The 26,429-nt window shown below is 64.1% G+C and carries 22 protein-coding genes and 3 tRNA genes; 12 read left to right on the forward strand and 13 right to left on the reverse strand.

From position 1 onward, the window contains the following. Positions 1-20: 20 nt before the first annotated feature. The gene (locus tag AC1MCA_RS10105; protein ID WP_479803183.1) at positions 21-1,415 is read left to right on the forward strand and encodes an MFS transporter; all 1,395 of its coding nucleotides are present in this window, start codon (positions 21-23) and stop codon (positions 1,413-1,415) included. A gap of 221 nt (positions 1,416-1,636) precedes the next feature. Here AC1MCA_RS10105 and AC1MCA_RS10110 read toward each other — a convergent pair. Next, positions 1,637-1,719: transfer RNA gene (locus AC1MCA_RS10110), tRNA-Leu, on the reverse strand. Between the two features lie 332 nt (positions 1,720-2,051). Between AC1MCA_RS10110 and AC1MCA_RS10115 the strand changes: the two genes are divergently transcribed. From AC1MCA_RS10115 to pknB, 7 genes are read left to right on the forward strand one after another with little or no spacing between them, the layout of a single operon-like run. Continuing rightward, on the forward strand, positions 2,052-2,795 hold the full coding sequence (locus tag AC1MCA_RS10115; RefSeq protein WP_479803184.1) for an FhaA domain-containing protein: 744 nt from the start codon (positions 2,052-2,054) through the stop codon (positions 2,793-2,795). Then, positions 2,792-3,274 carry an FHA domain-containing protein FhaB/FipA gene (locus tag AC1MCA_RS10120; protein WP_108599386.1) on the forward strand — a complete coding sequence of 161 codons (483 nt, stop codon included), beginning with the start codon at positions 2,792-2,794 and terminating at the stop codon, positions 3,272-3,274. Before AC1MCA_RS10115 ends, AC1MCA_RS10120 begins: the two co-directional genes overlap by 4 nt. Positions 3,275-3,276: 2 nt before the next feature. Beyond that, positions 3,277-4,950, forward strand: coding sequence for a PP2C family protein-serine/threonine phosphatase (locus AC1MCA_RS10125; protein WP_479803186.1), 1,674 nt, complete (start codon positions 3,277-3,279; stop codon positions 4,948-4,950). Next, positions 4,947-6,344: an FtsW/RodA/SpoVE family cell cycle protein gene (locus tag AC1MCA_RS10130; protein ID WP_479803188.1), complete on the forward strand. Its 1,398-nt coding sequence runs from the start codon at positions 4,947-4,949 to the stop codon at positions 6,342-6,344. Before AC1MCA_RS10125 ends, AC1MCA_RS10130 begins: the two co-directional genes overlap by 4 nt. After that, entirely contained in the window at positions 6,341-7,798 is a 1,458-nt protein-coding gene (locus AC1MCA_RS10135) for a peptidoglycan D,D-transpeptidase FtsI family protein (RefSeq protein ID WP_479803190.1), read from the forward strand. The genes AC1MCA_RS10130 and AC1MCA_RS10135 overlap by 4 nt, the downstream gene beginning before the upstream one ends. Continuing rightward, positions 7,795-9,462, forward strand: coding sequence for a protein kinase domain-containing protein (locus tag AC1MCA_RS10140; RefSeq protein ID WP_479803192.1), 1,668 nt, complete (start codon positions 7,795-7,797; stop codon positions 9,460-9,462). Before AC1MCA_RS10135 ends, AC1MCA_RS10140 begins: the two co-directional genes overlap by 4 nt. 15 nt (positions 9,463-9,477) lie before the next feature. After that, complete coding sequence (gene pknB, locus AC1MCA_RS10145) at positions 9,478-11,430, forward strand: Stk1 family PASTA domain-containing Ser/Thr kinase (protein ID WP_479803194.1); 1,953 nt, start codon at positions 9,478-9,480, stop codon at positions 11,428-11,430. 97 nt (positions 11,431-11,527) lie between these two features. Here pknB and AC1MCA_RS10150 read toward each other — a convergent pair whose 3' ends face one another. Both AC1MCA_RS10150 and AC1MCA_RS10155 read right to left on the reverse strand, forming a co-directional pair. Then, positions 11,528-12,169: an aminodeoxychorismate/anthranilate synthase component II gene (locus tag AC1MCA_RS10150; RefSeq protein WP_479803195.1), complete on the reverse strand. Its 642-nt coding sequence runs from the start codon at positions 12,167-12,169 to the stop codon at positions 11,528-11,530. Positions 12,170-12,338: 169 nt separating this feature from the next. Next, a complete protein-coding gene (locus AC1MCA_RS10155; protein ID WP_479803197.1) occupies positions 12,339-13,130 on the reverse strand; it encodes a class E sortase in 792 nt (263 codons plus the stop codon). A gap of 175 nt (positions 13,131-13,305) precedes the next feature. Between AC1MCA_RS10155 and AC1MCA_RS10160 the strand changes: the two genes are divergently transcribed. Together AC1MCA_RS10160 and AC1MCA_RS10165 are read left to right on the forward strand one after the other, a co-directional pair. Continuing rightward, positions 13,306-13,560, forward strand: coding sequence for a cell division protein CrgA (locus AC1MCA_RS10160; RefSeq protein ID WP_108597370.1), 255 nt, complete (start codon positions 13,306-13,308; stop codon positions 13,558-13,560). 33 nt (positions 13,561-13,593) lie between these two features. Continuing rightward, positions 13,594-14,238, forward strand: coding sequence for a DNA-3-methyladenine glycosylase I (locus AC1MCA_RS10165; RefSeq protein WP_479803199.1), 645 nt, complete (start codon positions 13,594-13,596; stop codon positions 14,236-14,238). A 256-nt stretch (positions 14,239-14,494) separates the two neighbouring features. Here the strand turns inward: AC1MCA_RS10165 and AC1MCA_RS10170 are convergent, their stop codons facing one another. The 3 genes from AC1MCA_RS10170 to AC1MCA_RS10180 all read right to left on the reverse strand — a co-directional run bounded on the left by AC1MCA_RS10170 (position 14,495) and on the right by AC1MCA_RS10180 (position 16,957). Continuing rightward, positions 14,495-14,965 carry a carboxymuconolactone decarboxylase family protein gene (locus AC1MCA_RS10170; RefSeq protein ID WP_479803201.1) on the reverse strand — a complete coding sequence of 157 codons (471 nt, stop codon included), beginning with the start codon at positions 14,963-14,965 and terminating at the stop codon, positions 14,495-14,497. A 559-nt stretch (positions 14,966-15,524) separates the two neighbouring features. Then, positions 15,525-16,403 carry a rhomboid family intramembrane serine protease gene (locus tag AC1MCA_RS10175; protein WP_479803203.1) on the reverse strand — a complete coding sequence of 293 codons (879 nt, stop codon included), beginning with the start codon at positions 16,401-16,403 and terminating at the stop codon, positions 15,525-15,527. An 8-nt stretch (positions 16,404-16,411) separates the two neighbouring features. Continuing rightward, positions 16,412-16,957, reverse strand: coding sequence for a peptidylprolyl isomerase (locus tag AC1MCA_RS10180; protein WP_108597366.1), 546 nt, complete (start codon positions 16,955-16,957; stop codon positions 16,412-16,414). Positions 16,958-17,112: 155 nt separating this feature from the next. On the opposite strand from AC1MCA_RS10180, the gene AC1MCA_RS10185 reads away from it, so the two are divergent. Further along, positions 17,113-18,087, forward strand: a complete 975-nt coding sequence (locus tag AC1MCA_RS10185; RefSeq protein ID WP_479803205.1) for a hypothetical protein — start codon at positions 17,113-17,115, stop codon at positions 18,085-18,087. 155 nt (positions 18,088-18,242) lie between these two features. Next, complete coding sequence (locus AC1MCA_RS10190; RefSeq protein WP_108597364.1) at positions 18,243-19,118, forward strand: glycosyltransferase family 2 protein; 876 nt, start codon at positions 18,243-18,245, stop codon at positions 19,116-19,118. Between the two features lie 11 nt (positions 19,119-19,129). On the opposite strand, the gene AC1MCA_RS10195 is transcribed toward AC1MCA_RS10190, so the two are convergent. From AC1MCA_RS10195 to gyrB, 7 genes are all read right to left on the reverse strand, one after another. Further along, a complete protein-coding gene (locus tag AC1MCA_RS10195) occupies positions 19,130-20,083 on the reverse strand; it encodes a DMT family transporter (RefSeq protein WP_108597363.1) in 954 nt (317 codons plus the stop codon). Positions 20,084-20,152: 69 nt separating this feature from the next. Further along, positions 20,153-20,228 (reverse strand) — tRNA-Ala (locus AC1MCA_RS10200). Between the two features lie 73 nt (positions 20,229-20,301). Next, positions 20,302-20,466, reverse strand: coding sequence for a DLW-39 family protein (locus AC1MCA_RS10205; RefSeq protein ID WP_258228996.1), 165 nt, complete (start codon positions 20,464-20,466; stop codon positions 20,302-20,304). Positions 20,467-20,485: 19 nt separating this feature from the next. Then, positions 20,486-20,559, reverse strand: a tRNA-Ile gene (locus AC1MCA_RS10210). A 98-nt stretch (positions 20,560-20,657) separates the two neighbouring features. Further along, positions 20,658-21,338: a DUF3566 domain-containing protein gene (locus AC1MCA_RS10215; RefSeq protein WP_479803207.1), complete on the reverse strand. Its 681-nt coding sequence runs from the start codon at positions 21,336-21,338 to the stop codon at positions 20,658-20,660. Continuing rightward, on the reverse strand, positions 21,335-24,013 hold the full coding sequence (gene gyrA / locus AC1MCA_RS10220; RefSeq protein ID WP_479803208.1) for a DNA gyrase subunit A: 2,679 nt from the start codon (positions 24,011-24,013) through the stop codon (positions 21,335-21,337). Before gyrA ends, AC1MCA_RS10215 begins: the two co-directional genes overlap by 4 nt. 59 nt (positions 24,014-24,072) lie before the next feature. Next, entirely contained in the window at positions 24,073-26,163 is a 2,091-nt protein-coding gene (gyrB, locus tag AC1MCA_RS10225) for a DNA topoisomerase (ATP-hydrolyzing) subunit B (protein ID WP_479803209.1), read from the reverse strand. Between the last annotated feature and the right edge of the window lie 266 nt (positions 26,164-26,429).

The following is a 26,429-nucleotide window of genomic DNA, read 5'->3' on the forward strand; positions in this document are numbered from 1 at the left end:
AATGTCTAAGGAATTCCCCCATGCAGTCTGTAGACACCGCTGTCAAGGATGTGGCCCTGGCCACGAAGAAATTCTTCAAGCGGGTACTGCCCATCCTGCTGGTCATGCTGGTGTGCAACCAGCTCAACCGCTCCAACATCGGCTATGCCCACGAACACCTCGAGGCCGATGTGGGCATCGGTGCTGCGGCCTACGGCTTCGGCGCAGGCCTCTTCTTCATCGCCTACGCCATCTTCGAACTTCCCAGCAACGTCATGATGGAGAAGTACGGCGCCAAGGTGTGGTTGGCCCGCATTATGGTCAGCTGGGGCATCGTGTCTTTCCTGATGGCCTTTGTGCAGAACGAGATGATGTTCTACGTGCTCCGGTTCCTGCTGGGCGCTGCCGAGGCCGGCTTCTTCCCGGCCGTAATCTTCTACTTCGCCCGCTGGGTTCCCGCCGGCCAGCGGGGCAAGGCGACGGCCATCTTCATAGCCGGCTCCTCGATCGCCGCAGCATTGTCCGGCCCCATCGCCGGCCTTCTCCTCAGCCTCCACGATGTCCTGGGGATCCGGGGCTGGCAGTGGCTGTTCGGTTTCGAAGGGCTGCTCTCCGTGGTGGTGGGCATCGTGGTGTTCTTCCTCCTTGATGCCAGGATCCAGGACGCCACGTGGCTCTCGGCCGGCGAAAAGACCGCCCTGGCGAACGCCATCGCTGACGAGGACGCGCAGCACGTTACTGCTGATGGCGGGAAGGTCAACCGCTGGAAGATGCTGCTCAACCCGCAGATCCTGCTGCTCTGCGGCATCTACTTCTCCGTGCAGCTCTCCATATACGCCAACACGTTCTGGCTGCCCACCATCGTCAAGCAGATTCCGGGGACCACTGACCTGAGCGTCGGCTTCCTGTCCGCCATCCCCTGGGTGTGCGCCGTCTTCGCGATGTATTTCGCCGCCAAGTGGCAGGACAAAGCGAAGTCCAAGCGGCCGCTGCTGGTGGCCGCGCTCCTGGTCGCCGCCGTCGGAACCCTGGCCGCGGCCATGGCCACCCCTGTCCTTGCCCTCGTCTTCCTGGCCATCGCCGCCATGGGTTTCAAGAGTGCATCCCCGCTGTTCTGGAGCATCCCGCAGTCCGCACTGCACCCCCTGGTCCTCGCCCCGGCCATCGCCATCATCAACTCGCTGGGCAACCTGGGCGGCTTTGTGGCTCCGTTCGGCTTCGGCCTGATCAAGGAGGCCACGGGAAGCGTCATTCCGGGCCTGTTCGCGCTTGCCGCAGCCTCCACCGTGGCGGCCGGCCTGGTCTACTTCCTCAAGGAACGCCGCAACACGCCAGCCCCGGCTCCTACGCCTGGGCAGTCCCATAAGGACGCGGAGCCCAACAAGGCGTCGGCCCCGGCCGTATCGGAATCTTTGGAGCCTGCGCCCGCCCGCTAATAGCTTCCACGGGCTATTCCCTGTCCCGTGGTCCTTTCCCCGCTGCGATCCGCGGGGAAAGGACCACGCGGCGGGGATTTGTCGTCTTGGACCAGGTACTCCGGCGGCGTGTGCTGGCGCACAACCGGTGCGGACCCCCACAGGCCGGACCCCGCAACAGGCCGGAGCCCGGACGCAAAAGAACCCCGGTCCGAAGACCGGGGTTCTTTTGTATATTTGCGTGCGCGAGGGGGGATTTGAACCCCCACACCCTTTCGGATACTGGCACCTGAAGCCAGCGCGTCTGCCGTTCCGCCACTCGCGCGCAACTTCTTTTCCATGATTTACGGCCGGTTTCCCGGAACCGCAACCTTGTAAAAGCAGCGAGATCAAGCATAACGGACATCGGCGGCAAAACACCAATTGAGGGCAGCGACGCCGCTGCAGCGCCCCTCCGAACAAGGATGCAGGGGCCGGGAAAGTGAACTTTTCCCGACGCCCGGCCGTTGGGGATTAAGGTCATTCACAGGCCTGCCCAGTAGTATCTGATGTAGTAGTGCCTGCCGCGCTCCGGCTGGCCACTGCGTTCTGAACAATGCTCTGTAGTGAGTTCCGGAGCGAAAACTACCCCGCAGCCGGGAGGAAAGGAGAAGGACCATGGGATTGCTGGACAAGGTCGAGCGTGGCATTGAAAAAGCCGTCCGCGGTGTCTTCTCCACAGGCTCGCGTGCCCAGGTTGAACCTGTGGAAATCGCCAGCCGCCTCCGCCGCGAGGTAGACAACAAAGCCCTCACCGTCGCAGCGGGGCGCACGCTGGCCCCGAATGTCTTCGACGTTCAACTCAGTGACGAGGACTTCAGGCGCGCCCAGGACTGGGGTACGCCGCTGGCCGAGGAACTCTGCGACGTCGTCATCAACCATGTGCGCAGCCAGGGCTATACGCTGCAGGGATCCGTGCGGATTTCCTTCCGCCGGGCCGAGGACATGCGGGCCGGTGACTTCGAGATTGTCTCTTCCACCGAAAAGGCCAAGGGCAGTCCAGGTGACGCGGCGCCACGGCCCCATGTGCCGGCAGCGCCCAGCCGCCAGCCCGTACGCCTGCAGCCGGTGTTGGACATCGACGGCCAGCGCTATTCCCTCAACGCGCCGTCCATCGTCCTGGGCCGGTCTTCGGAGGCGGATATCCTCGTCGATGACACCGGCGTTTCGCGCCGCCACCTCGAGATCCGTACTGCCAGCGGCGTTACCAGCGCCGTGGATCTGGGCTCCACGAACGGCAGCTACGTCAACGGCCACAAGGTTGCCGGCAGCACAGAACTGACCGACGGTTCCACCATCACCATGGGACGGACAAAAATCATCTTTCGCCTTCTGCCTGCCAACACCGGTGGCCGCCCATGAGTGAACTGACCATCACCGCGCTCCGGTTCGGCTTCCTGATCCTGCTCTGGGTCCTGATTTTCAGCATCGTCTCGGCCATGCGCCGTGATCTGATGGTGGGCCGCAAGGCCGCTGCCGGCACTCCAACAGCGCGGCAGGTCCGGAAAAATCCTGAACTCGCCGAGGCGCCCGCGCCGCCGCAGAAGCAGCAGGCGCATCAACTGGTGGTCACCGAAGGTCCGCTCAAAGGAACCACCATCCCGCTGGCAGCGAGCCCCATCCTCCTGGGCCGCGCCCAGGAAGCCACCCTGGTGCTTGAGGACGACTACGCTTCCGGCCGCCACGCGCGGCTCTTTCCCCAGGGCAGCCGCTGGTTCATCGAGGATCTCGGCTCCACGAACGGCACGTACCTCGCCGATCAGCAGCTGACGCGGGCGCTGCCCGTTGAGCCTGGCGTACCCGTGAGAATCGGCAAGACGGTCATCGAATTGAGGCCATAGCAATGGCCGCTGAAGTTCCCGCCGGCGAGTCCAAGCCCGTCCAGCGGCCCCTCATCATGCGCTATGCAGCGCGTTCTGATGTGGGACGCATCCGCGCCAAAAACGACGACTCCGCGTACGTGGGCCGATACTTGGCAGTGGTTGCAGACGGCATGGGCGGCCACGCCGGCGGCGACGTCGCCTCGGCCGCCACCGTCCTGGACATGCTGCACCTGGACAAGGGAGATTACGCGGGCGACGCCGGCACCATCCTGGCGGACGAGATCCAGACCGCCAACTCGCTCCTGTCCGAACTGGTCCACATCAACCCCAAATTGGCCGGGATGGGAACCACCGTCACCGCCTTGCTGCTCGCCGAAGGCAAACTGCACTTCGCGCACATCGGCGACTCCCGCGCCTACCGCCTCCGCGACGGCGAGTTTGAGCAGATCAGCGTGGACCACACCTTCGTCCAGCGCCTCATCGATGAAGGCCGGCTGCGGCCCGAAGAAGCCGAAACCCACCCGCACAAGAACGTCCTGATGCGTGTCCTGGGCGACGTCGATGCCAGCCCGGAGCTGGATCTTGACACCCTGGACGTCAAACCCGGGGAACGCTGGCTGCTGTGCTCGGACGGCCTGAACTATGTTGCCGGCCACGTGGTGGAGCGGACGGTCCGCGAGACGAAGGACCTCCGCGAGTGCGTTGAAACCCTGGTTGACCTCACGCTTGAGAACGGTTCCCCCGACAACGTCACCGTGGTCATGGTGGAAATCGTTGAGGAAACGCGCGACGACGTCACTACCGCCGCCGTCGACGTCGTCCCTTCGCTGCCGGCCGCCGCTGCTCCGATCGCTGCTGCCGCGCCGGACGCCCGGGAGGATCCTGACGCATCTGGAAAGCCGGGTAGCCGTGACGCCCCTGAGGCAGGTGAACGCCCCGCAGCTGAGGGTGAGACGTCTGCCGCCGCCGAACAGTCCAGCACCGACCCGCACCTGGGCGAGCACCTCTCAGCCGAGGTCCTGCGCCAGGAACTGGCCTCGCGCCCCCACGAACTGGTGGGCGCCGCTGCTGCTGCAGCTGAGTCAGGCTCCATTCCCTCCATCGCCGGGCGCACTGTTGCCAGGCGTGCCGCAACCGTCCTGACCCACAAGGCCGAGAGCCCCGCGTCCGATGACGATGAAATCCTTGAACGGCCCAAGCCACGCCGGTGGGTCACCCTGTCCATTGCCGCGTCGGTCCTGCTGGTGCTGACCGTGGGCCTTTGGCTTGGTTACGCCTGGACCCAGACCCGCTACTACATCGGGGAGTTTGATTCCCGTGTTGCCATTTACAACGGGGTTTCGCAGCGGCTGGGGCCCATCCAGCTCTCAACATTGGAAGCCGTGACAGAAATCCAGATGGATTCGTTGCCCCAGTTCTCACAGCAGCGTGTCCGGCAGACCGTACCGGCCCGCGACCTCTACGACGCCCAACGGATCGTCAAGAATCTCGAAGGCACCGGAACCATCGCCCCCGCGGACGAATGCCTGACTGCCCCGCCCACTTCCGGCGCCACCACAGACCCGTCAGCTCCGCCTGCAACGGATCCGGCGACTGCCCCCACCACTCCGGCGCCCTCACCTGATTCATCCGCGGCAGCAGCGGCCCCCTCACCAACGCCCAGCCCCGCCGTCAGCTGCGAGGGAGGACAATGAGCCAGCTCAGCACCGTCCCCAAACCCCGGCGCAACGTTGAACTCGTGCTGCTGGTGCTTGCCCTGTCCATCGGAATTGGCGCCAACATGATGGTGGGCGTGGACCAGGAGAAGGCGTTCGACTCGGATTTTTGGTTCCAGTCCAGCCTCCTCGCCGTTGCCGCCCTGGTCTTCCACGTGGTGCTGAGGCTCCGGGCCAAATATGCCGATCCGGTAATACTTCCGCTGGTGGTGGCCTTGAACGGGCTCGGCCTGGCCATGATCCACCGCCTGGACGCCCCCGGCGAGGACACCGGCAACAACCAACTGCGCTGGACCCTTATCGCCATGGCCGTCGCCATCGGCGTGATCTGGTTCCTCAAGGACCACCGCGTCCTTCGCCGGTTCACGTACATCTCGCTGGCCGTGAGCGCATTCCTGCTGATCCTCCCCCTGGTTCCAGGAATTTCCGCCGGTGAGATCCTTGGTGCCCGCGTGTGGATCCGGGTAGGTTCCATGACCTTCCAGCCAGGCGAAATCGCCAAAATCACGTTGGCTATATTCTTCGCCGGGTATCTGTCCTCCAACCGGGACCTGATCCTGCTGGCCGGCCGGAAGATCGGGCCGCTTCAGTTCCCCCGGTTCAAGGACATGGGCCCAATGATCACCGCCTGGCTGGTCAGCATCGGCGTCCTGATCTTCCAGCGCGACCTCGGCTCCTCAGTGCTCTTCTTCGGCCTGTTCATCGTTATGATTTACGTGGCCACCAGCCGGATCAGCTGGGTGGTCATCGGCGTCGCCCTGATCCTCGGCGGCGGCTTTGTCGCCTCCCGGGTGTTCTCCCACGTCGGCCTCCGGATCGACGGCTGGCTGAACGCCTTCACCGAAGAGGTCTATGGCCGTTCACCCGGCGGCAGCGGCCAGATCGTGGAAGGCCTTTTCGGCATGGCCAACGGCGGGCTGGTGGGAACCGGACTTGGCCAGGGCCGGCCCAACCTGGTCCCGTTCGCCAACAGCGACATGATCATCGCTTCGCTCGGTGAGGAGCTGGGCCTGATCGGTCTCTTCGCGATCGTCATGATGTACCTGCTGCTGTTCACCCGCGGTTTCCGGGCGGCCCTGGGCACCCGGGACGCGTTCGGCAAACTCCTGGCCTGCGGGCTCTCCTTCGCAGTGGCCCTGCAGTGCTTCGTGGTGATCGGCGGCGTCACCCGCCTGATTCCGTTGACAGGCCTGACAACGCCGTTCCTGGCCGCCGGCGGTTCATCATTGCTGGCCAACTGGATCATTGTTGGCCTGCTGCTGATGATTTCGCACACTGCCCGCGGCCCCGTGGACACTACGCCGTTGCCTGCGGGCGATGGAGTAGAAGCAAAGGTCATGGAAGCACCAACCGAGGCGGTGAACCCCCGATGAACCAGGCAATCAGGAACTCTTGGGTGGCCGCGATCGCCATGTTCGCACTCATATTCGGAGCCATCAGCTTCGTCCAGGTGATCGGCGCCGACGAACTCAAAGCCAACGCCTGGAACAAACGCGCCATCCTCCAGGACTACTGCAACGACCGCGGTGCCATCATCGTCGGCGGCGCAGCTGTGGCGGAATCGGTGGAAGGCTCCGAGCAGTGCAAGTTCCAGCGGACCTATCCGCAGCCGGAACTCTACGCGGGCCTCACCGGCTACTTCTCGCAGAACTACGGTGCCACCGGGCTGGAACAGGCCATGCGGGAGCAGCTGGCCGGAAGCTCTGACCAGCAGTTCCTGGACCGGATCGGCCAGCTCTTCCTGGGCAACCAGCCCAAGGGTGCATCCGTGGAGCTGACTGTAGATCCTGAGATCCAGAAGCTCGCCTACGATCTCATCCCGGACGGTCAGCGCGGATCCATTGTGGTCACCAACCCCAAGACCGGCTCCATCCTGGCCATGGCCTCCAAGCCGTCCTACGATCCCAACCTCATCGCCACCCAGGATCCCGACGCCGAGAGCGCCAACATCAACGAGCTGGTCAAGGTCCCGGGGATTAACCTGAACCAGAACGTCAGCGGCCCCACGGGAGAGCTGCTTGCACCGGGCTCGGTCTTCAAACTCGTGGATGCTGCGGCAGCGCTCAGCTCCGGGAAGTACAACAAGGACAGCGAGCTGCCGAATCCGGCCAACATGCCTTTTCCGGGAATCCAGTACACGCTGCCCAACTACGCCGGCGGAAGCTGCTACACCCAGGACACCGCCAGCTTCGCCTTCGCCCTGCAGCAGTCCTGCAACACGCCGTTCGCCAGCATTGCCCTCGACCTCGGCCGTGACGCCATAGCCGAGCAGGCGGCGAAGTTCGGCTTCGGGGAGGATCTGGGCGACCAGCTGAAGCTCCAGTACGCCAAGGGAGACGGCTTCCCTGATGATCTTGACGCTCCGGGCCTGGCACAGTCAGCGATCGGCCAGAAGGATGTGCGGGCCACGCCGCTGCAGGTGGCGCTGATGACAGCGGCCATCGCCAACGGCGGAGTACAGATGAGCCCCAGCCTGGTCAAAACGGTGCGCTCCCCGGACCTCCGGGTTATTGACGAACCCAAGCCCGAAGCGCTCCGGACGTCCACCACACCGGAAATCGCCCGGCAGATCACCGAATGGATGACCAGCGCGGTCTCGCAGGGCATCGCCCGGGGAGCCGCCGTCTCAGGCGTTCAGGTTGCAGGTAAGACCGGAACCGCCGAACTGGGCAATGGCCTGAACAACTCCTGGTTCACCGGGTTCGCCCCGGCGAACAACCCGCAGGTGGGTGTCACGATCGTCATGGAGGGCGTAGACATCACCACCGGCGCACAGCTAACCAGTCCGAACGCGAAAAAGATTTTTGAGGCGGTGTTGAACAAGTGAGGCCAACAACAGGAATCACCCTCGGCGGCAGATTCCAGCTGACCACGCGGATCGCGATCGGCGGGATGGGGGAGGTCTGGAAGGCCAAGGACCTTGTCCTGGGCCGCATCGTGGCCATCAAGGTGCTGAAGGAGGAGTACACCGGGGACCCCGGCTTCCTCCAGCGCTTCCGTGCCGAGGCACGCCACACCGCTCTGTTGAACCACGTGGGCATCGCCAACGTCTTTGACTACGGCGAGGAAGAGGGTTCGGCATACCTGGTCATGGAACTCGTTCCGGGCCAGCCGCTGAGCAGCATCATCGAACACGAACAGGTTCTGTCCCCGGACCGTACGCTGTCCATGATTGCCCAGACGGCACGGGCGCTTTCGGTCGCCCACGCGCAGGGGCTGGTGCACCGCGATATCAAGCCCGGCAACCTGCTGATCACCCCGGACGGCCGCGTCAAGGTCACCGACTTCGGCATCGCCCGCCTCGCAGACCAGGTCCCGCTCACGCAGACCGGCCAGGTGATGGGTACCGCCCAGTACCTCGCCCCGGAGCAGGCCACCGGCCAGACAGCCACGGGATCCTCGGACATCTACTCCCTCGGCGTCATCGGTTACGAGTGCCTGAGCGGACACCGGCCGTTCTCCGGTGAGTCGCAGATCGCGATCGCCCTGGCCCAGGTCAACGACGCCCCGCCGCCGCTGCCGGACACCTTGCCCAAACCGGTCCGCGCCCTGCTGATGTCCATGCTCGCCAAGGACCCCAAGAACCGCCCGGCCAACGCCATCAAACTTTCCGAAGCCGCGGAAGCCATCCGCAACGGCGATATCAACGCCGCTCATGCCGCCGTGCCCGGAATGCTCCTGTTCGAAGGTGGTACCGGCGCCATCACTGCGCCGGTGGACATTGCCACGGCACCCACCGGCGTCATCAGCCAGAAGGACAATAGGGAAGCGTCCACCTCCGCGTTGCCAGTCCTCGGAGCCGCAGCCGCGGGTGCCGCTGCAGGTGCTGCAGGCGCCGGAACCGGGAGCACGCTTTCGCGTGCGGACGCCCTGGCCGCCGAGCGCAGCTGGGTCCAGGAAGAGGAAACGTACGACGACGAGCCCGCCGATGAGCCCGATCGTCGCGGCCGCAGCCCCTGGACGTGGCCGCTGATCGCCTTGATCCTGCTGGTCCTGTTCGCGCTGGTGGGGTTCTTCCTGAGCCAGCAGGGGATTCTTTTTCCGGCCAAGGACGCAGTGACAACGTCCGCGTCCAGCAGCCCGCCCCCCACCAGTGCCAGCCCGTCAGTTACGGCGACGTCCGCAACCCCCACACCCACCCGGACCACTGCCACGCCCACCCCACCGCCGACGCCCACCACCGTGGATATCATCTCGGCCGCCTACCTGGGCAAGGACTACCGTCAGGTCCAGGCAACCCTGGAAACCATGGGCCTGTCCGTGCGCGTCATTCCGCAGCAAAGCACTGCCGCCGCCGGAACGGTCCTGCAGGTCAACCCCACCGGCACCGTGCCGAAGGGAACAGAGGTGACCGTGACCTATGCCGTGGCCATCCCCACTACGGCTCCGGTACCGACCACTTCCTCGCCGCCGGCTTCCGCCGCCCCGTCCGCAATCGCCACCTGCGATCCCGGCCAGCTGCCGGGTACGCCTGCTACCTGCACGCCGTAACCGCCAGGATCTCCCATGAATGATTCAACCCGCACCCCGCTCCACCGGGAGGACAGCCTCCCGGTGGATAACCAGCGTGTCCTGAGCGGACGCTACGAACTCGGCGGCCTGATCGGCCGTGGGGGGATGGCAGATGTCCACAGCGGAGTTGATACCCGGCTTGGGCGGACCGTGGCCATCAAGCTGCTCCGTCCGGACATGGCCCGGGATCCGCAGTTCCAGGCCCGTTTCAAGCGTGAAGCGCAGTCTGTGGCGGCGTTGAACCACTCCTCGATCGTTGCCATCTATGACACCGGCGAGCACGTCGTCCCGGACGGCACCGAGGACATCCGTGTCCCGTACATCGTGATGGAGTTCGTTGAGGGAAAGACGCTGCGGGATCTGATCCGGGCCAAGGAAGTCAGCATCGACCGGGCCATCGAATACACCCTGGGCGTCCTCGCTGCCCTTGAATACAGCCACAAGGCCGGCATAGTCCACCGGGACATCAAACCAGCCAACGTGATGTATTGCGAAGGCTCTAACTCCATCAAGGTCATGGACTTCGGGATCGCCCGGGCCATGGCTGACTCCTCAGCCACCATGACCCAGACCCAGGCCGTGGTGGGAACGGCCCAGTACCTCTCGCCGGAACAGGCGCGGGGCGAAACCGTGGATGCCCGCAGCGATCTGTACTCCGCTGCATGCCTGCTCTACGAAATGCTGACTTCCCGCCCTCCGTTCATCGGTGACAGCCCGGTCTCAGTGGCGTACCAGCACGTCCGGGAGATTCCGGAGCCTGCCAGCAGCCTGAACCCTGAGATATCACCGGCGCTGGACAGTGTCCTCGCCAAAGCCCTGCAGAAGAACCGGGACGACCGGTTCCAGGATGCGGCCGCGTTCCGGCGTGCGCTGCGCGCCGCACGGGCGGGAGTTGCTGTTCCTGCCCTTGCCTCGAGCGAGGCCCCCACGGATCCCCATGACCACGTCCCAACCCCCGAACGCACGCCTGCAGCAGAAGCCTTCGCACTGACCGGTGCCAACTTCATGGATGACGCCCCGGCGGGCCAGCGCTCGGCCGATGACACCCGCACCGACGGGCCAATACTTCCTGTGACGGGCGCCGGCGCTTCGTCGGGCCCGGACAGCGGTGAACTGCCCCTGGGATTCGCTCCGGAACGTGAGCGCACCGCCCGGCAGAAGTCCCGCCGTCGTACGTGGATCGCCACCCTGGTGATCTTCACCCTCCTGGTTCTGGGAGGAGGCGGTCTGTGGGTGTATAACATCGTGAACCGTCCGGCCCCGCCACCAGCGAAGATCCCCGTCCCGGTGGTGGCCGCGCTCACGGAGTCCGCAGCACTCCAGGAACTCTATGGAGCAAACCTCCGTCCGAAGAGCCAGCGCGTCAAACACGAAACCGTCCCCGCAGGTGTTGCCATTGGCACCGATCCTGTGGCCGGAACGGAGCTCGATCCCAGCGCTGAGGTGATCCTGAATATCTCCGACGGTCCCGCCGCTGTGAAGATTCCGGAGAACCTGCCGGGCCAGACGGAGGCTGCGGCCCGGGACATCCTGCGCCAGAACGGACTGCTGGGTGCCGCCTCAACGACCACGGCGAACAGCGCCTCGGTCCCCGGGGGCCGTGTCATCACCACCAGCCCTGCACCCGGCCAGCAGGTCGCCGTGGGAAGCACCGTGGAGATCGTCATTTCCACCGGCAAGGTGGCCATGCCCGAACTGCGCGGCCGCACCCGCGCCGACGCCGAGGCGGCGCTGAAGGAGCTGGGACTGGTGCCTGTCGTCCAGGAAGTGGAGAACTCAGAGGTTGAGGCCGGCCGGGTCACGGACCAGAGCGACGGCGTGAACTCCAGCGTCGATCAGGGTAAGACCATCGCCATTGTGGTGGCCAAGGAGCCGCCGCCCCCGCCGCCGGTGGCAACGCCCACCCCGACGCCGACCCCCACCCCCACGTCCACCAGATCCCGCTGACCTAAACCCGTTAAACCCAACGCGGGGTCACTTCACGCTCGATTTTCCCTTCCGGGAGGGCGTGAAGTGACCCCGCGTTGCAGTTTGCGGCGGGTGTTCAGTGCTGGATAAGAGGGCTCAGCTTGGCGGCACGGGCGGCCACACCGGTCATTCCCAGGGACTCGAGCCAGTTGCCGAGCATCTGGTAGCCGCCCTCGGTCAGGACTGACTCCGGGTGGAACTGCACCCCGGTCAGCGGCGCGGTCCGGTGCTGCAGGCCCATGACCACGCCGGAGGACGTCTCGGCGGTGATCTCCAGGACGTCGGGGATGGTTTCGCGGACGGCCGCCAGCGAGTGGTACCGCGTTGCCGTGATGGGGGAGGGGAGCCCGGCGAAGACGCTGGTGCCGTTGTGCTCCACGAGGGACGTCTTGCCGTGCATCAGCTCCGGCGCATGCGTCACCTTACCGCCGTACGCTTCGGCCAAAGCCTGGTGCCCCAAACACACGCCGAACATGGGCTTGTTGTTCTCGCCGCACCACTTGATCAGGTCGATGCACACACCGGCTTCCGCCGGGTTGCCGGGGCCGGGTGAGATCAGGACGCCGTCCCGGGTTTCGGCCATTTCGATGGCCTCGGCCAGGGTGACGTCATCGTTGCGGACAACAGTGGTTTCCGCGCCGAGCTCCTGGAGGTAGCCCACCAGGGTGTAAACAAAGCTGTCGTAGTTGTCTACGACCAGGATCTTAGTTGTGGTCATGGCTGACTTACGGAACCAATCGTTGAGTCGGTGAATTGGGTGAAACCGGACATCCAGGGGAACAGGAATTGGACCATCAGGACCAGTGCGCCCGCCACGAGGACCAAAGAGGTGAGGATCCTCATCCAGAGGGGTCCGGGAAGGTGGCGGAAAATCCAGCCGTACATGCTCAGCTACCCCCTACAGCTGCGGCCACCTGGGCTGCGATCTCGGCCGGCGGTCCGGCCGAGGCGGGGCGCCAGCCATCCAGCAGCGCGTAGGCGATGATGCGTTCCTCCGCACCGAAGCGCGGATTGCAACTGGTCATGGTGAGGAAGCTTTCGGTGGGGGTGACGCCCGGGCGGGTGGGGACCGGCTCCAGGACATCGGTGCGGGACGGCATGACTATCTGATTATTACGGAAGACGTAGGTGTAGTAGCCGTCCTTGGTCTGGACGTAGATTTTGTCGCCCGGAACCAGGGTGTGGATGTTGTCCAGCACGGCGCCGTGGGTCTGGCGGTGACCGGCCACGGCGAAGTTGCCGACTGCGCCCGGCATGGCCGTGTTGCTGTAGTGGCCCAGCCCCAGCGTGTCCAGCACATCCCCGGTGGTTCCCTGCACGATGGGCCGGGTGTAGCTGTTGCCGAACCGCGGGATGTACATGATGCCTATCGTGCCTGCATGCCCGGGGGCTGCGGCCACCGCCGGTGTTCCGTAATCAACGGGTTCAGCCGGCGTCCCTTGAGGTGCGTCCGCGGGGGCAGGTGCCGTGCCGCCGAGCTCCTGGGCAAATTCCTTGATGACGGCGCTCTGCCTGGCGTCCGACTCCACGTTGGTCCACCAGAGCTGCCAGGCCACGAACAGCAGGAGGATGATGCCGCCGGTGATGAGCAGCTCGCCCACCACCTGCACGGTGCCCCGCACAACGTCGGCGCTGGTGGGCGCCGCCACGGCGGGCCTCACCTTCTCCTGCAATACCACGCGTTCTCCTGTCGGGGCGGTCGCGATGGGCGTTGGGGTGCCCTGAACTACGGCTAGAATTGACTGCTAGTAAGAATCCAGATTTGACCAAGATCGCGCTGACCGCTGGCAACTTCCTTCTTGCAGGATATCAAGCCCGCGCGGCCGAGCTTGCTCAGTCCGCCAAGGAGACCACGTGCCCGAGTCAAAGCCACGCAAGAAGACTTCCACCGCCACGCGGGCCGCTGCCGGCACGCAGGCGTACAAGCCCAACGCTGTCTGGTTCAAGCCCGTCATGTTCGGGCTCATGATCATTGGGCTCCTGTGGATCATCACGTTCTACATCAGCGAAGGCCGGTTTCCGGTCCAGGCGTGGGAATCGTGGAACATCGTGGCCGGCTTCGGCATTGCCATCATCGGGTTCCTCATGACCACCCGCTGGCGCTCCTGATCCTGGCCGCTGGACGGGAACAGCTGCCTCCCCGTGGACGGGATAAAAGCGGACGGGCCACAGGCCAAAGGTCCAGTTCCGGACGGAACGGTAACGGGCGACGACGGCCTGGGCCGCCCGCCGTGGGCAGCTAACGATCCGCTCCTGCGCGAGTATTACGACGCCGAGTGGGGCCTCCCTGTCCGGGATGAGCAGGGACTGTACGAGCGCATCAGCCTGGAGGGATTCCAGGCCGGCTTGTCGTGGGCCACCATCCTGCGCAAACGGCCCGCGTTCCGTGAGGCCTTCCACAATTTCGAGCCCGATGTTGTTGCCGCATATACGGAGGCTGACATCGAGCGTCTGCTCCAGAACCCGGGCATCGTCCGCAACCGGCTGAAGATCCGTGCGGCGATCACCAATGCCCAGGCCACCATTGCCCTGAGGGAACAGGGCGGCCTTGTCGGCTTCGTCTGGCAGTTCAAGCCGCAAGCCACCCCCGCGCCGGCTACGCACGCCGATATCCCCACCCAGACCCCGGAATCCGTGGCGCTGTCCAAAGCCCTGCGGAAGCAGGGGTTCTCGTTCGTGGGCCCCACCACCATGTTTGCGCTGATGGAGGCCATCGGCATGGTGGATACCCATCTCGTGCACAGCCACCGCCGTGGCTCTTCCGGCATCTGGCAGGCGCAGGCGTAAAGCAGCCCGGCTGGGCGACAACTTTTCCCCAACTGTTGGGAAAGTTATCCACAGTGTGCATAACTTCGGGATACGCCGCGGGATAAATCCGGGCGGCCGCCTCGCCGCACCGGATTCGGATCCGGGTCACGGCCCCCATTGGTTATTAACAGTGTGAATTAGCTGTGGATAACCTGCCTTACCGGAGTCGTTGTGCAAGAGTTCCGGGCGGTTTAGGGGCGTCCGCCCGAGTCAGGGCGCCCAATATCAGTGCTTTTTACCGGTCCTGCCTGACCGGATGGTGGCTGATGACGGACACCCGGTTGAAGGCATTCATGGTGATAACCAGCCAGCTCACCGCAGAAAATTCATCAGCGCTGAGGTGTTCCCGCGCGTAGCCTTCTTCGTGCTCCATGGTCCGGTGCCCCGGAAGTTCCGTAAGGGCTTCCGCAAGGGTGAGGGCTGCCCGCTCCTTGGCGGTGAACAGCGAGGTTTCCCGCCACGCCGGAAGGACGGCAAGCCGCTGGGAACTCTCTCCGCCTTCGAGTGCATCCCGCACGTGCATGTCCAGGCAGTACGCGCAGCCGTTCAGCTGGGAGGTCCGGACGTTGAGCAGCTCAACGGTCTTCCGGTCGATGCCGGCTTCGTCAGCGGCGTCCCGGGCCTTGAGCCCCAACCCGTTCAGGGCACGCCACACTGCAGGATGCTGCTTATCAAGGAAGATGTGCTCGGTGGTGGTGGCGCTCATGGCGGTCCTCCTTGGCTGGAGATCTCTCTGTTGGGCATCGGTAGGTTCACCCTCCCATATGTCAGGGTTTTCCACTTACTAACACTCGAGTACCCACAACTTATCCACAGGTGTGGACAACAATCCACAGGGCGGACCGGTAGGGGCTCTCAGGAGCCATGGCGAGCCAAACATCCGCAGTTAACTACACGGCTGTAAGTTATTAACATTGTGAATAACCCTGTTGAAACAGCCTCTCCCATGACTGCTCGGCGGCCTCGATCGGCCCGGATTCCTGCACTTTTCCACAGAGGCCGGCAAAACAGGCAGGTTTTCCACTTACCCACAGCCGCACTCACTCGGTTTTCCACAACTGTGGACTGTTGAATCCGGGAAAACCTTCGAAACAGCGGAGCGGCGGGGGCCGAGAGACAGCAGCACGGTGAACTACACGGATGTAAGTTACCAACATTGTGGATAACCCCTGTGGATAACCGGAGATGCCCGGTAGGCAGCGCAAAAAACCCCGATGTCCGGGTGGACATCGGGGTCTAGGGATGGAGTAAAGGCCGGCCGGGCGTCAGCCTGCAGCGATCCGGACCCAGCTCACCACGATCAGCAGCGCGAGCACGGCCACCAAGCCGGCAGCCTGCAGGAGGCCCTGACGCTTGCCCCTTGGTGCGTACGCGATCACGGCAGCGCAGAGGCCTCCGGTGATCAGCCCGCCAAGGTGGGCCTGCCAGGCTATCTGGGGGACCAGGAAGCCGATAACTCCGTTGATGGCAATCAGGATCCAGAGCTGGCGGGTGTCCCCGCCGCGGTGGCGCTGTACTACCAGCATGGCGCCGAAGAGCCCGAAGATGGCACCTGACGCACCCACCACACCTACGGGTCCGCCCGGCGGGAGGAGCGGGGTGAGGACCAGATAGCCGACCGAACCGCCAATGGCGGAAACGAGGTACACGGCCAGGAAACGCAGCCGGCCGAGGAGGGGCTCCAGCGCCTGGCCGAACATCCACAGCATGTACATGTTCAGCGCAATGTGGAGGATAAAGCCCTGAGAATGCAGGAAGGCCGATGTCAGGAGACGCCACGGTTCGAAGGCTCCGAACTCCGGAGCGGCGTAGACCGAAGCGAAGGCGAAATTCCTGAACACGGCATCTGCAGGGACGATCCATTGCAGCACAAAGAGCACGGCACATGCCGCGATGAGGCTGAACGTCACCAGCGGTTTGCCGGTTGCAACGGCACCGCCGTAGACAGTCCTGACCTCCGGCGTCGTACGCCTTGTTTCGTTGACACAGTCAACGCACTGGAATCCGACGGCGGCCGCCCGCTGGCAGTCCGGGCACGCTGGGCGCCCGCACCGCTGGCAGCGCACGTAGGAGGGCCGGTCCGGGTGCCGGGGGCACACGGGAACCTGGGCGGACGGCTCAGCCGCCGGAATTCCGTAGCTCATGCGATGGGTTAGAGCTGCTCGACGTCGATGCTGTTGATGGTGACATCCTCAACCGGGCGGTCGCCCATGCCGGTGCGGACGCCTTCGATGGCGTCGACTACCTTCTTGGATGCGTCGTCAGCCACTTCACCGAAGATGGTGTGCTTGCCCTGGAGCCAGTCGGTGGGGATGGTGGTGATGAAGAACTGCGAGCCGTTGGTGCCCTTGCCGCCCTGGATGCCGGCGTTGGCCATGGCCAGTTTGTAGGGGGCGTTGAAGCTGAGCTCGGGGTGGATTTCGTCGTCGAACTTGTAGCCCGGTCCGCCAATGCCACGGCCCAGGGGATCCCCGGCCTGGATCATGAAGTCCTTGATGATCCGGTGGAAGATGGTGCCGTCGTAAAGCGGTGTGCCGGTCTTGTCCTCGCCGGACTCCGGGTGCGTCCAGGCCTGCTCGCCGGTGGCGAGGCCAACGAAGTTCTTGACCGTCTTGGGCGCGTGGTTGCCGAAGAGGTTAACGACGATGTCGCCGAGGCTGGTGTGGATGGTTGCTTTTGCTGTTGCGATTGCAGTCATACCGCTCATTCTTTCACGGCGGGTCAACGCCGGAGCGGCTCCGCGGACAGTTCCGCGCTGGGTGAAATCGGCCGTAAATCCGCGGGAAGAATAGCCGGTGCAGGTCAATCCACGTAGGCTAACAACAAAACCGTCACATTAATCGGGAGGTAGTTGTGAAGAAGTCGGATCGTATTGCCCGTGACCTCGAGCAGTCAGTTAACAACGCAGTCGAGTATGCAAAGGACTGGGCATCCCCCCGCGTGGAAGCAGCAGTGGATTGGGCAGTGCCCCGCCTGCAGCACAGCCTGGATACCGCTTCTCCCAAGATCCAGGAGGGCCTTAAGTCCGCTGCCCACAACCTTGCCGACGGCGTCGCAACAGTGACACCGCGCATCCAGGACGGACTCGCGCACCTCGCGCCGAAAATCCACGACGCTGTAGAAGGCACCACCCCGCGCCTTCACGAAGCACTGGACAAAGCCACCCCGGTTATCCTCAACGCCCGTGACCGCGTAGTGGTCGAATACCTGCCGCGCCTTTCTGACCAGATCGGCCACGCCTCCGACGCCGTCCACCGCACGCTGGAAAGCGCCCCGGCACAGGTGGATGCGGTGGCCCGCAAGCTCGGAAGCGTTGGCATTGTCCACACCCTCCAGGATCAGGCACAGACTGCAGGAACCCACCTCAAGGCGGCCGCGCATGAAGCGGGCAAGGCCGTGGGCATCCAGCTGGCGGAGCCGGAAAAGCCCAAGAAGCGCGGCTGGCTGGTGTTCGGCATTATCGCTGCGGCGGTCGCCGCCGGTGTTGCCGCCTGGAAGGCCTCCAAGCCTGTGGAGGACCCGTGGAAGACCCCGTCTCCTGTGGCGCCCACCCCGGCTCCGGTTCCTGCCACCACGGTGAACGAGGTCAAGGACGCAACCGAGGATGCGGCCAGCAAGGCCGCAGCCGCCACAGCTTCCACCGCCGGCGTGGTTGCCGACAAAGCGGACGATGCTGCAGAGGACGTCAAGGGCTCATCTGATGAGCCGGCCAAGCACCTCGCCGACGATTCGGCCGACACCGCCGCCAAGGGTTCCCCGGACGCCAAGACGGCCATGAAGAACATCGCATCGAACATGAACGGGTCCGCGGACAAGACCGAGCACTAGAACACGGGCCGCCGCTAAGCAGCGGCACCACTGAAGGGGTTCCGCCCTGTGACCAGTTCACAGGGCGGGACCCCTTCAGTGTTTTCCGGATGTTAGCCGCGTCATTACCCTTGTCGCCGGCCGGGCGGGTGTGGATCGGTGCTAAATTTGGACTGATGTCAGCCGATAAATCCTCTGGGGATGCCTTGAACGACGCAGCACAGCTGCCCCGCGTGTCCATTGTCATCCCGGCTTACAACGAGGAAAGTGTGATCCGGCAGTGCCTCATTGCTGCGGTCTACCAGTCGGTGCCGGCCCACGAAATCATCGTGGTGGACAACCTCTCAACGGACCGCACGGCGGCCATCGTGGGCCAGATGCAGCTTGAATACCCCGAAAGCCCTATCCTCCTATTGAGCCAGCACCAGGACCAGGGGCTGATTCCCACACGGAATTTCGGCCTGAACAGCGCCACCGGGGACATCCTGGGCCGCATCGACGCCGATTCGGTGGTGGAGCCGGACTGGGTGGAGCAGGTACAGAAGGCTTTCCAGGACCAGTCAGTCCAGGCTGCCACCGGGCCGGTGGTCTACTACGACATGCCGATGCGGCGCTTCGGACTCAAGGCTGACGACAAAATGCGCCAGCTGATGCTGAAGCTCGCCAAGCACCAGTACCACTTCCTCTTCGGCTCCAACATGGCCCTGCGCGCCACCGCCTGGGAGATCATCCGCGACGAAACCTGCCGCGACGAGAAGGACGAGATGCACGAGGACATTGACCTCTCCCTGCACCTCGCCGATCACGATCTCAAGGTCCAGTACTGGCCGCAGATGGTGTCCGGGATGTCTGCACGCCGGCTTGAGGATTCGCCTCGGGACTACCGCTACTACGTGACGCGCTTCGACCGCACGTACAAAGCACACAACGTCAAGAAGATGGCCCTCAAGGCGCCCATGGTGGTGTTCTTCTCGGTCTACTTCCCGGCCAAGCTCCTGCGGGCGATCCACACCGTCAATACAGCCCAGCCCGTCCGCCGCGGCGGCCAGTAACGCCGCAGGCGTCAGTCGGTCCCCAGTTCAGCCAGACGGTCCGACGGCGGTTCTCCCGCCTGGGTGCCGGTCCTTGCTTCAGCACGGCGCTGCCGCGCGCCGACGGAACGCTGGCCGAGAACCACGACGGCGAGGCCCACCAGGATGAGAGCCAGACCGGCATAGGTACCGCCGGGGAGCATCTCGTCCAGGAACACGGCTGCCAGCAGGGCTGCGCCGGGGATCTCCAGCAGAATGATCATGGATACCAGCAGCGGGCTCATGGTGGCGAGCAGATGGTTGAAGGCCGTGTGGCCCACCAGTTGAGCGCAGACAGTGATGGCAGCGATGCCCAGCCAGCCCACGGCGTCGAACCCCACCAGGGGCTGGCCGCTGAAGAGCGCCAGCACGGCCACGAGGGCAGCGCACATCCCGTAGCACAGTGTGGTGTAGGTTCCCGTGGTCATGGTCTGCCGGGCTTTGCCGCCGGCCAGGGTGTACAGGCCGGCCAGGGCACCGCCGGCAACCGCCAGGAGGTCTCCCACCAGGGCATCAGGCGAGGATCCCATATCGAACCCGGTAATGGTGACGACGCCGCCGAAGGCAATGCCCAGCCCCACCAGCACCTGCCAGCGGTGACGCGTTCCACGGAACAGCTGGAAGACGGCAATCCAGGCTGACTGCAGGCAGACCAGCGCAGTTGCGGCAGCCACGGAGGTGAGCTGGAGGGAGGTGATGAAGCAGGCAAAGTGCAGTGCCAGTGCCACGGCCGCCAGCAGCGACCAGCGGAACTCGGGCGCGGTAATCCGGCCGAACTGCCGCGGTTCACGGACCAGCGTGGGAGTGGCCATCACAGCGGCCCCGATGGCGTTCCGCCAGAAGGCGATGGCCAGGGCGCTGACCGTGGTGGCACCGAGCGTAGCGGCAATCAGGGGCCCGGAAGAGGCCACGCCAAGGACGCCGATTGCCGCCAGAAAGAAGTTCACCGTTCAACCCTAATGGTCTGCATAACGAAAAAGTCCCGGACAGCTTTTCGCTGTCCGGGACTTTCCTTATGGTGGAGGCACGGGGACTCGAACCCCGAACCCCCTGCTTGCAAAGCAGGTGCGCTACCAATTGCGCCATGCCCCCATAAGAAGCAACCCGTCAATCATACCCTGAATCCCTGGAGCCTCTTGCCAGCTCCCGGACCGGGTACCGAAGCCTATTCGACCGAATCGGTCGATTGGCTCCAGACTGTTTTCCGGGCCTCGGATTCCTGTGCTTTCCTGTAGAGCAGGATGCCTGCGACCGCAGCTGCAATGGCGAGCAACTTCTTCACATGCACCCCATTCCGATCCTGCCTGCCGAAACAGACCGGATCCTCCATAGAACCTGCACAGGTTCCGTGGGCGTACCAGGACTTGAACCTGGGACCTCTTCGTTATCAGCGAAGCGCTCTAACCGCCTGAGCTATACGCCCCGATGCCTCATCGGGCCGAGATATGACTTTACAGCACATCCCGGCCCGATCTCAAATCGAGGCATTTTCCGGAAGAATAACCGGAGAATAGTGGGATTTCAGTCGTCCGTGAGGGTCACACCGATGCCACCGACGAGGGTGGCGGAGATGTTGTAAAGGACCGCTGAAAGCATGGACAGGGCAGTCAGCAGGACAACGTTCACCACGGCAATGATGGTGGCAAAGGAAGCCACCTGGCCGAGGGATGCAACCTTCTTCAGTTCGAACCCGCCGCCTTCAGAACCGGCCAGGGTACCAAGGAGGCTGTCCACCTGATCGAAGATCCCGGTGAGGTCCAGGACGGTCCACAGCACGATGGCTGCGACAACGGTGACGATTCCCAACGCCACAGACAGCAGGAATGCCATTTTCAGGACCGACCACGGGTCCACCTTGCTGACCAGCAGCCGTGCACGCCTGACCTTGGCCTTGGGTGCGGGCTTGACCAGGCCGGGCTGGCCCTGGGCCGGGCGCTGGCCGGGCTGGCCCTGCAAAGGCCTGCCTTGCGGGGGACGCTGGCCGGCCGGTGCCTGGGCTGAGCGCTGGCCGGGCTGGCCCTGCGCCGGGCGCTGACCTGGTGTGGCGGGACGCTGGCCCGGAGCAGCAGACGGAGCTCCCGCCGGCGCTGCCGGACGCTGCTGCGGCCGGACGGGTGCATTCACCCGCGGCGCGGCCGCGGGCTGCGGTGTTCCAGCGGGAGCAGTGCTGTTCGGCTTGGGATATGAGTCGGGATTACTCACTCGTTACCTCCGGTGTAGTCTTCGTTCGGCTCAGCGTCGCCGGAGGCGTCCTCTGACTCAACAGCCGGTGATGTATCTGCCATTGATGCTGACCCTGCGGCACCCTCGGGGGAACCGCCATCTTCAGCCAACGTTACGTCATCGTCCGCGGATTCCTCGCCCTCAAGGCCGCGTTCGCTGTTCCGGGCCACCTCGATGATGCGGTCATTTTTGTCCGGCTTCGCGAAGATGACCCCCATGGTGTCGCGTCCCTTGGCGGGAACTCCGGCCACTGAAGACCGGACAACCTTGCCGCCCTCCATGACCACCAGGACCTCATCCTCTTCCTGGACAATAAGGGCGCCCACCAGGTGGCCGCGTTCCTCCTGGTACTTGCCCACCTTGATACCGAGGCCACCACGGCCCTGGAGGCGGTATTCCTCCACGGCTGTACGTTTGGCGTAGCCGCCCCCGGTGACGATGAAGACGAACGAGCCGTCAGTGACGACGTCGGCCGCCAGCAGTTCGTCGTCTTCACGGAACTTCATTCCGGTGACACCGGACGTTGCGCGGCCCATGGGGCGCAGTGCATCGTCGGTGGCGGTGAAACGGATCGACTGGCCCATCCGCGAGACCAGCATCAGATCATCCGTTTCGGAGACCAGCTGGGCGGAGACGAGTTCGTCACCGTCGCGCAGGTTGATGGCGATGACACCCGCGGAACGGTTGGTGTCGTAATCCTCCAGGCGGGTTTTCTTGACCAGGCCGCGCTTGGTCGCCAGGACCAGGTACGGAGACTGCTGGTAGTCCTTCAGATCCAGGACCTGGGCGATGTGCTCGTCCGGCTGGAAGGCCAACAGGTTGGCGACGTGCTGGCCCTTGGCATCACGGCCGGCCTCCACCAGCTCGTAGGCCTTGGCCCGGTAGACGCGGCCCAGGTTGGTGAAGAACAGCAGCCAGTGGTGGGTGGTGGTCACAAAGAAGTGTTCCACCACGTCATCCCCGCGGAGCTGGGCACCCTTGATGCCCTTGCCGCCGCGCTGCTGGGACCGGTAGTTGTCGCTGCGGGTGCGCTTGACGTACCCACCGCGGGTAATGGTCACCACCATTTCCTCTTCGGGGATCAGGTCCTCCATGGACATGTCGCCGTCGAAGCCCATCAGGATCTTGGTCCGGCGGTCATCACCGTGCTTGGCGACTATCTCGCCCAGCTCGGTGCTGATGATCTCCCGCTGGCGCTGTTCAGATTCCAGGATGGAGGTGTATTCCGCGATCAGCGCTTCGAGTTCGGCGTGGCGGTCCTGGATCTTCTGGCGTTCCAGGGCTGCCAGGCGGCGCAGCTGCATGTCCAGGATGGCCCGTGCCTGCAGTTCATCGATATCCAGCAGTTCCATCAGGCCGTCTCGCGCGGCCTCGGTGGTGTTGGAGGCACGGATCAGCGCAATGACTTCATCCAGGGCATCCAGTGCCTTCAGGAGTGCACGCAGGATGTGTGCTTCTTCTTCGGCCTTGCGCAGGCGGTAGCGGGTCCGGCGCGCAATGACGTCCATCTGGTGCGTCACCCAGTGGCGGATGAACGCGTCCAGGCTCAGCGTGCGGGGAACGCCGTCGACGATTGCCAGCATGTTGGCGGAGAAGTTGCTCTGCAGTTCGGTGTGCTTGTAGAGGTTGTTCAGCACCACCTTGGCAACGGCGTCGCGCTTGAGCACAATAACCAGCCGCTGGCCGGTACGGCCGGAGGTCTCGTCGCGGAGGTCAGCGATTCCCGAGATCTTTCCGTCCTTAACCAGTTCGGCGATCTTGATGGCAAGGTTGTCCGGGTTGGCCTGATACGGCAGCTCGGTGACCACCAGGCAGGTGCGGCCCTGGAGTTCCTCGACGTTGACAACTGCCCGCATGGTGACCGATCCGCGGCCGGTCCGGTAAGCATCCTCAATGCCCCTGTGGCCGAGGATTGTTGCTCCGGTGGGGAAATCGGGTCCCTTGACGCGCAGCAGAAGCTCTTCAAGCAGTTCCTCGCGGGTGGCGGTCGGATTCGCCAGGTACCACTGGACGCCGTCGGCTACCTCGCGCAGGTTGTGCGGCGGAATGTTGGTGGCCATACCTACGGCGATGCCGGAGGAACCGTTGACCAGCAGGTTGGGGAACCGCGCCGGCAGGATGGTGGGTTCCTGGTTCTTGCCGTCGTAGTTGTCCTGGAAATCGACGGTTTCCTCATCGATGTCCCGGACCATCTCCATGGCCAGCTGCGCCATTTTCGTCTCGGTGTACCGGGGGGCGGCAGCGCCGTCGTTGCCGGGCGAACCGAAGTTGCCCTGGCCAAGGGCCAGCGGGTAGCGCATGGTCCAGTCCTGGATCAGGCGTACCAGCGCATCGTAGATGGCGGTGTCACCGTGGGGGTGGTATTGGCCCATGACCTCGCCCACCACACGGGCGCACTTGTTGAACGAACGGTCCGGGCGGTAGCCGCCATCGAACATCGCGTACAGCACACGGCGGTGCACCGGCTTTAATCCATCCCGCACGTCGGGCAGGGCGCGGCCCACGATGACGGCCATGGCGTAGTCCAGGTAGGAGCGCTGCATTTCGGTCTGCAGGTCCACCTGCTCCACGCGGTCTACCAGCACATCGCCTTCAAGTACGTCTTCCGGAAGATCGGCGGATCCCGCCGGGTTCTCAGGTGTCTCGTCACTCATCGTCTATATTTTCCGTTTCAGGTATATGTCGTTCATGGAATATCTATGCGGCGGGCCGGCTAGATATCCAGGAACCTGACGTCCTTGGCGTTCTGCTGGATGAAGTTGCGGCGCGATTCCACGTCTTCGCCCATCAAAGTGGAGAAGATCTGGTCTGCTGCCAGGGCATCATCCATGGTGACCTGCAGCAGGGTGCGGTTGTCCGGGTCCATGGTGGTGTCCCAGAGCTCGGTGTAGTCCATCTCGCCGAGGCCCTTGTAGCGCTGGATGCCGTTGTCCTTGGGGATACGGCGGCCGGCGGCCTGCCCGGAAACCAGCTTGGCATCGCGCTGTTTGTCGCTGAAGACGTAGTCGTGCGGCGCGTTGGACCACTTGATCCGGTACAGCGGCGGCTGTGCCAGGTACACATAGCCGTTCTCGATCAACGGGCGCATGTAGCGGAACAGCAGCGTCATCAGCAGTGTGGTGATGTGCTGGCCGTCAACATCGGCGTCGGCCATCAGCACGATCTTGTGGTACCTGAGCTTGCTGAGGTCGAAGTCCTCACCGATGCCGGTGCCGAAGGCCGTGATCATGGACTGGACTTCGGCGTTGCCGAGCGCCTTGTCCAAGCGGGCGCGCTCCACGTTCAGGATCTTGCCGCGCAGCGGGAGGATCGCCTGGGTTTCCGGGTTGCGGCCGCGCTTGGCGGAACCGCCGGCGGAGTCACCCTCCACGATGTAGACCTCGCAGCGGGCGGGGTCCTTGGAGGAGCAGTCCGAGAGTTTACCGGGCATCCCGAAGGACTCCAGTGGACTCTTTCGCCGGGCGTTGTCGCGCGCCTTCCGGGCAGCCATGCGGGCCTGGGCGGCTGAGATTGCCTTCCGGATGACATCGCGGGCAGGACCGGGGTTCCGCTCCAGCCAGTCGCCCAGACCGTCGGTGACCACGCGCTGGACGAAGCCCTTTACCTCGGAGTTGCCCAGCTTCGTCTTGGTCTGGCCTTCAAACTGCGGCTCAGCGAGCTTGACGGAGATGACTGCAGTCAGGCCTTCACGGATGTCGTCGCCGGTAAGGTTGTCATCCTTTTCCTTGATGATGCCCTTCTCCCGTGCATAACGGTTGATGAGCGAGGTCATGGCGGCGCGGAAACCCTCTTCGTGGGTTCCGCCCTCATGGGTGTTGATGGTGTTGGCGTAGGTGTGGACACTCTCCGAGTAGGCATTGGTCCACTGCATGGCCATTTCCAAGGCGATGTGGCGTTCGGTGTCCTCGGTTTCGAAGGAGATGACGTCCTCGTGGACCACATCCACCTTCTTGCCCGAGTTCAGGTGCTTTACATAGTCCAGCAGGCCGTCGTCGTACTGGTACACCACGGTGCGGTGTTCAGCAGTCACTTCACCTTCGGTGACCACGGCATCAAGGTCGAGGTCCTCAGTGGAGTCGGAGTTTTCCGTGGAGGTCCGCTCGTCGGTGAGCGTGATGCGCAGGCCCTTGTTCAGGAACGCCATCTGCTGGAACCGGGCGCGGAGGGTTTCGAAATCGAACTCGGTGGATTCGAAGATCCCGGCGTCGGGGTAGAAAGTCTGGGTGGTTCCGGTCTTGTCGGTCTCTTCGCCCTGGACCAGTCCGCCCTGGGGCTTGCCGCCGTCGGCGAATGACATCCGCCAGACGTGCCCCTGGCGCCGCACTTCGGTGTCCACCCGGCTGGAGAGCGCGTTGACGACGGAGATGCCGACACCGTGGAGGCCGCCGGAAACCGCATAACCGCCGCCGCCGAATTTGCCGCCGGCGTGGAGGATGGTCATGACCACTTCGACGGTGGGTTTGTGCTCAGTCGGGTGCATGTCCACGGGGATGCCGCGGCCATCGTCGACAACCTTGACGCCGCCGTCGGCCTGGAGGACAACTTCGATGTGGGTGCAGTAGCCGGCAAGGGCTTCGTCAACGGAGTTGTCCACCACTTCATAGACCAGGTGGTGGAGGCCCCGGAGTCCGGTGGAACCGATGTACATGCCTGGGCGCTTCCGGACCGCTTCGAGGCCCTCCAGCACAGTGATGTCGCTGGCACCGTATTCCCTCGGCGTCACGGCTTCCGCCGGAGTATCGGGGGTAGGGACATCCTCCGCTGCGCGCTCCACTGCCTGGGTGTCTGTCATGTCGTTAGCCACAGGTGCTGTCGACTCCTCTTTTTCGATGATGGCCAGCGGATTTCTTCCCAAGGGAAAAGACCCGCCAACAGGCACAAGCTGATGGCGCTGAAGAGTAGGTCGACCTGCAGAACCGAAGTCCGCCTGCTGAGGGCATACGGAGAACGGACTCAGTCAACGTTTCACCGGCGCCCAGTTATCTCCTGTGATTCTACCGTGAAATCTGCCTCAACCCTGCATTCCGGAGGCGTCGCGGCACCCGTCTTTGCCTGTGTCTGGCCATTGAT

The sequence above is a fragment of the Arthrobacter sp. BK1 genome (genome assembly GCF_056680055.1).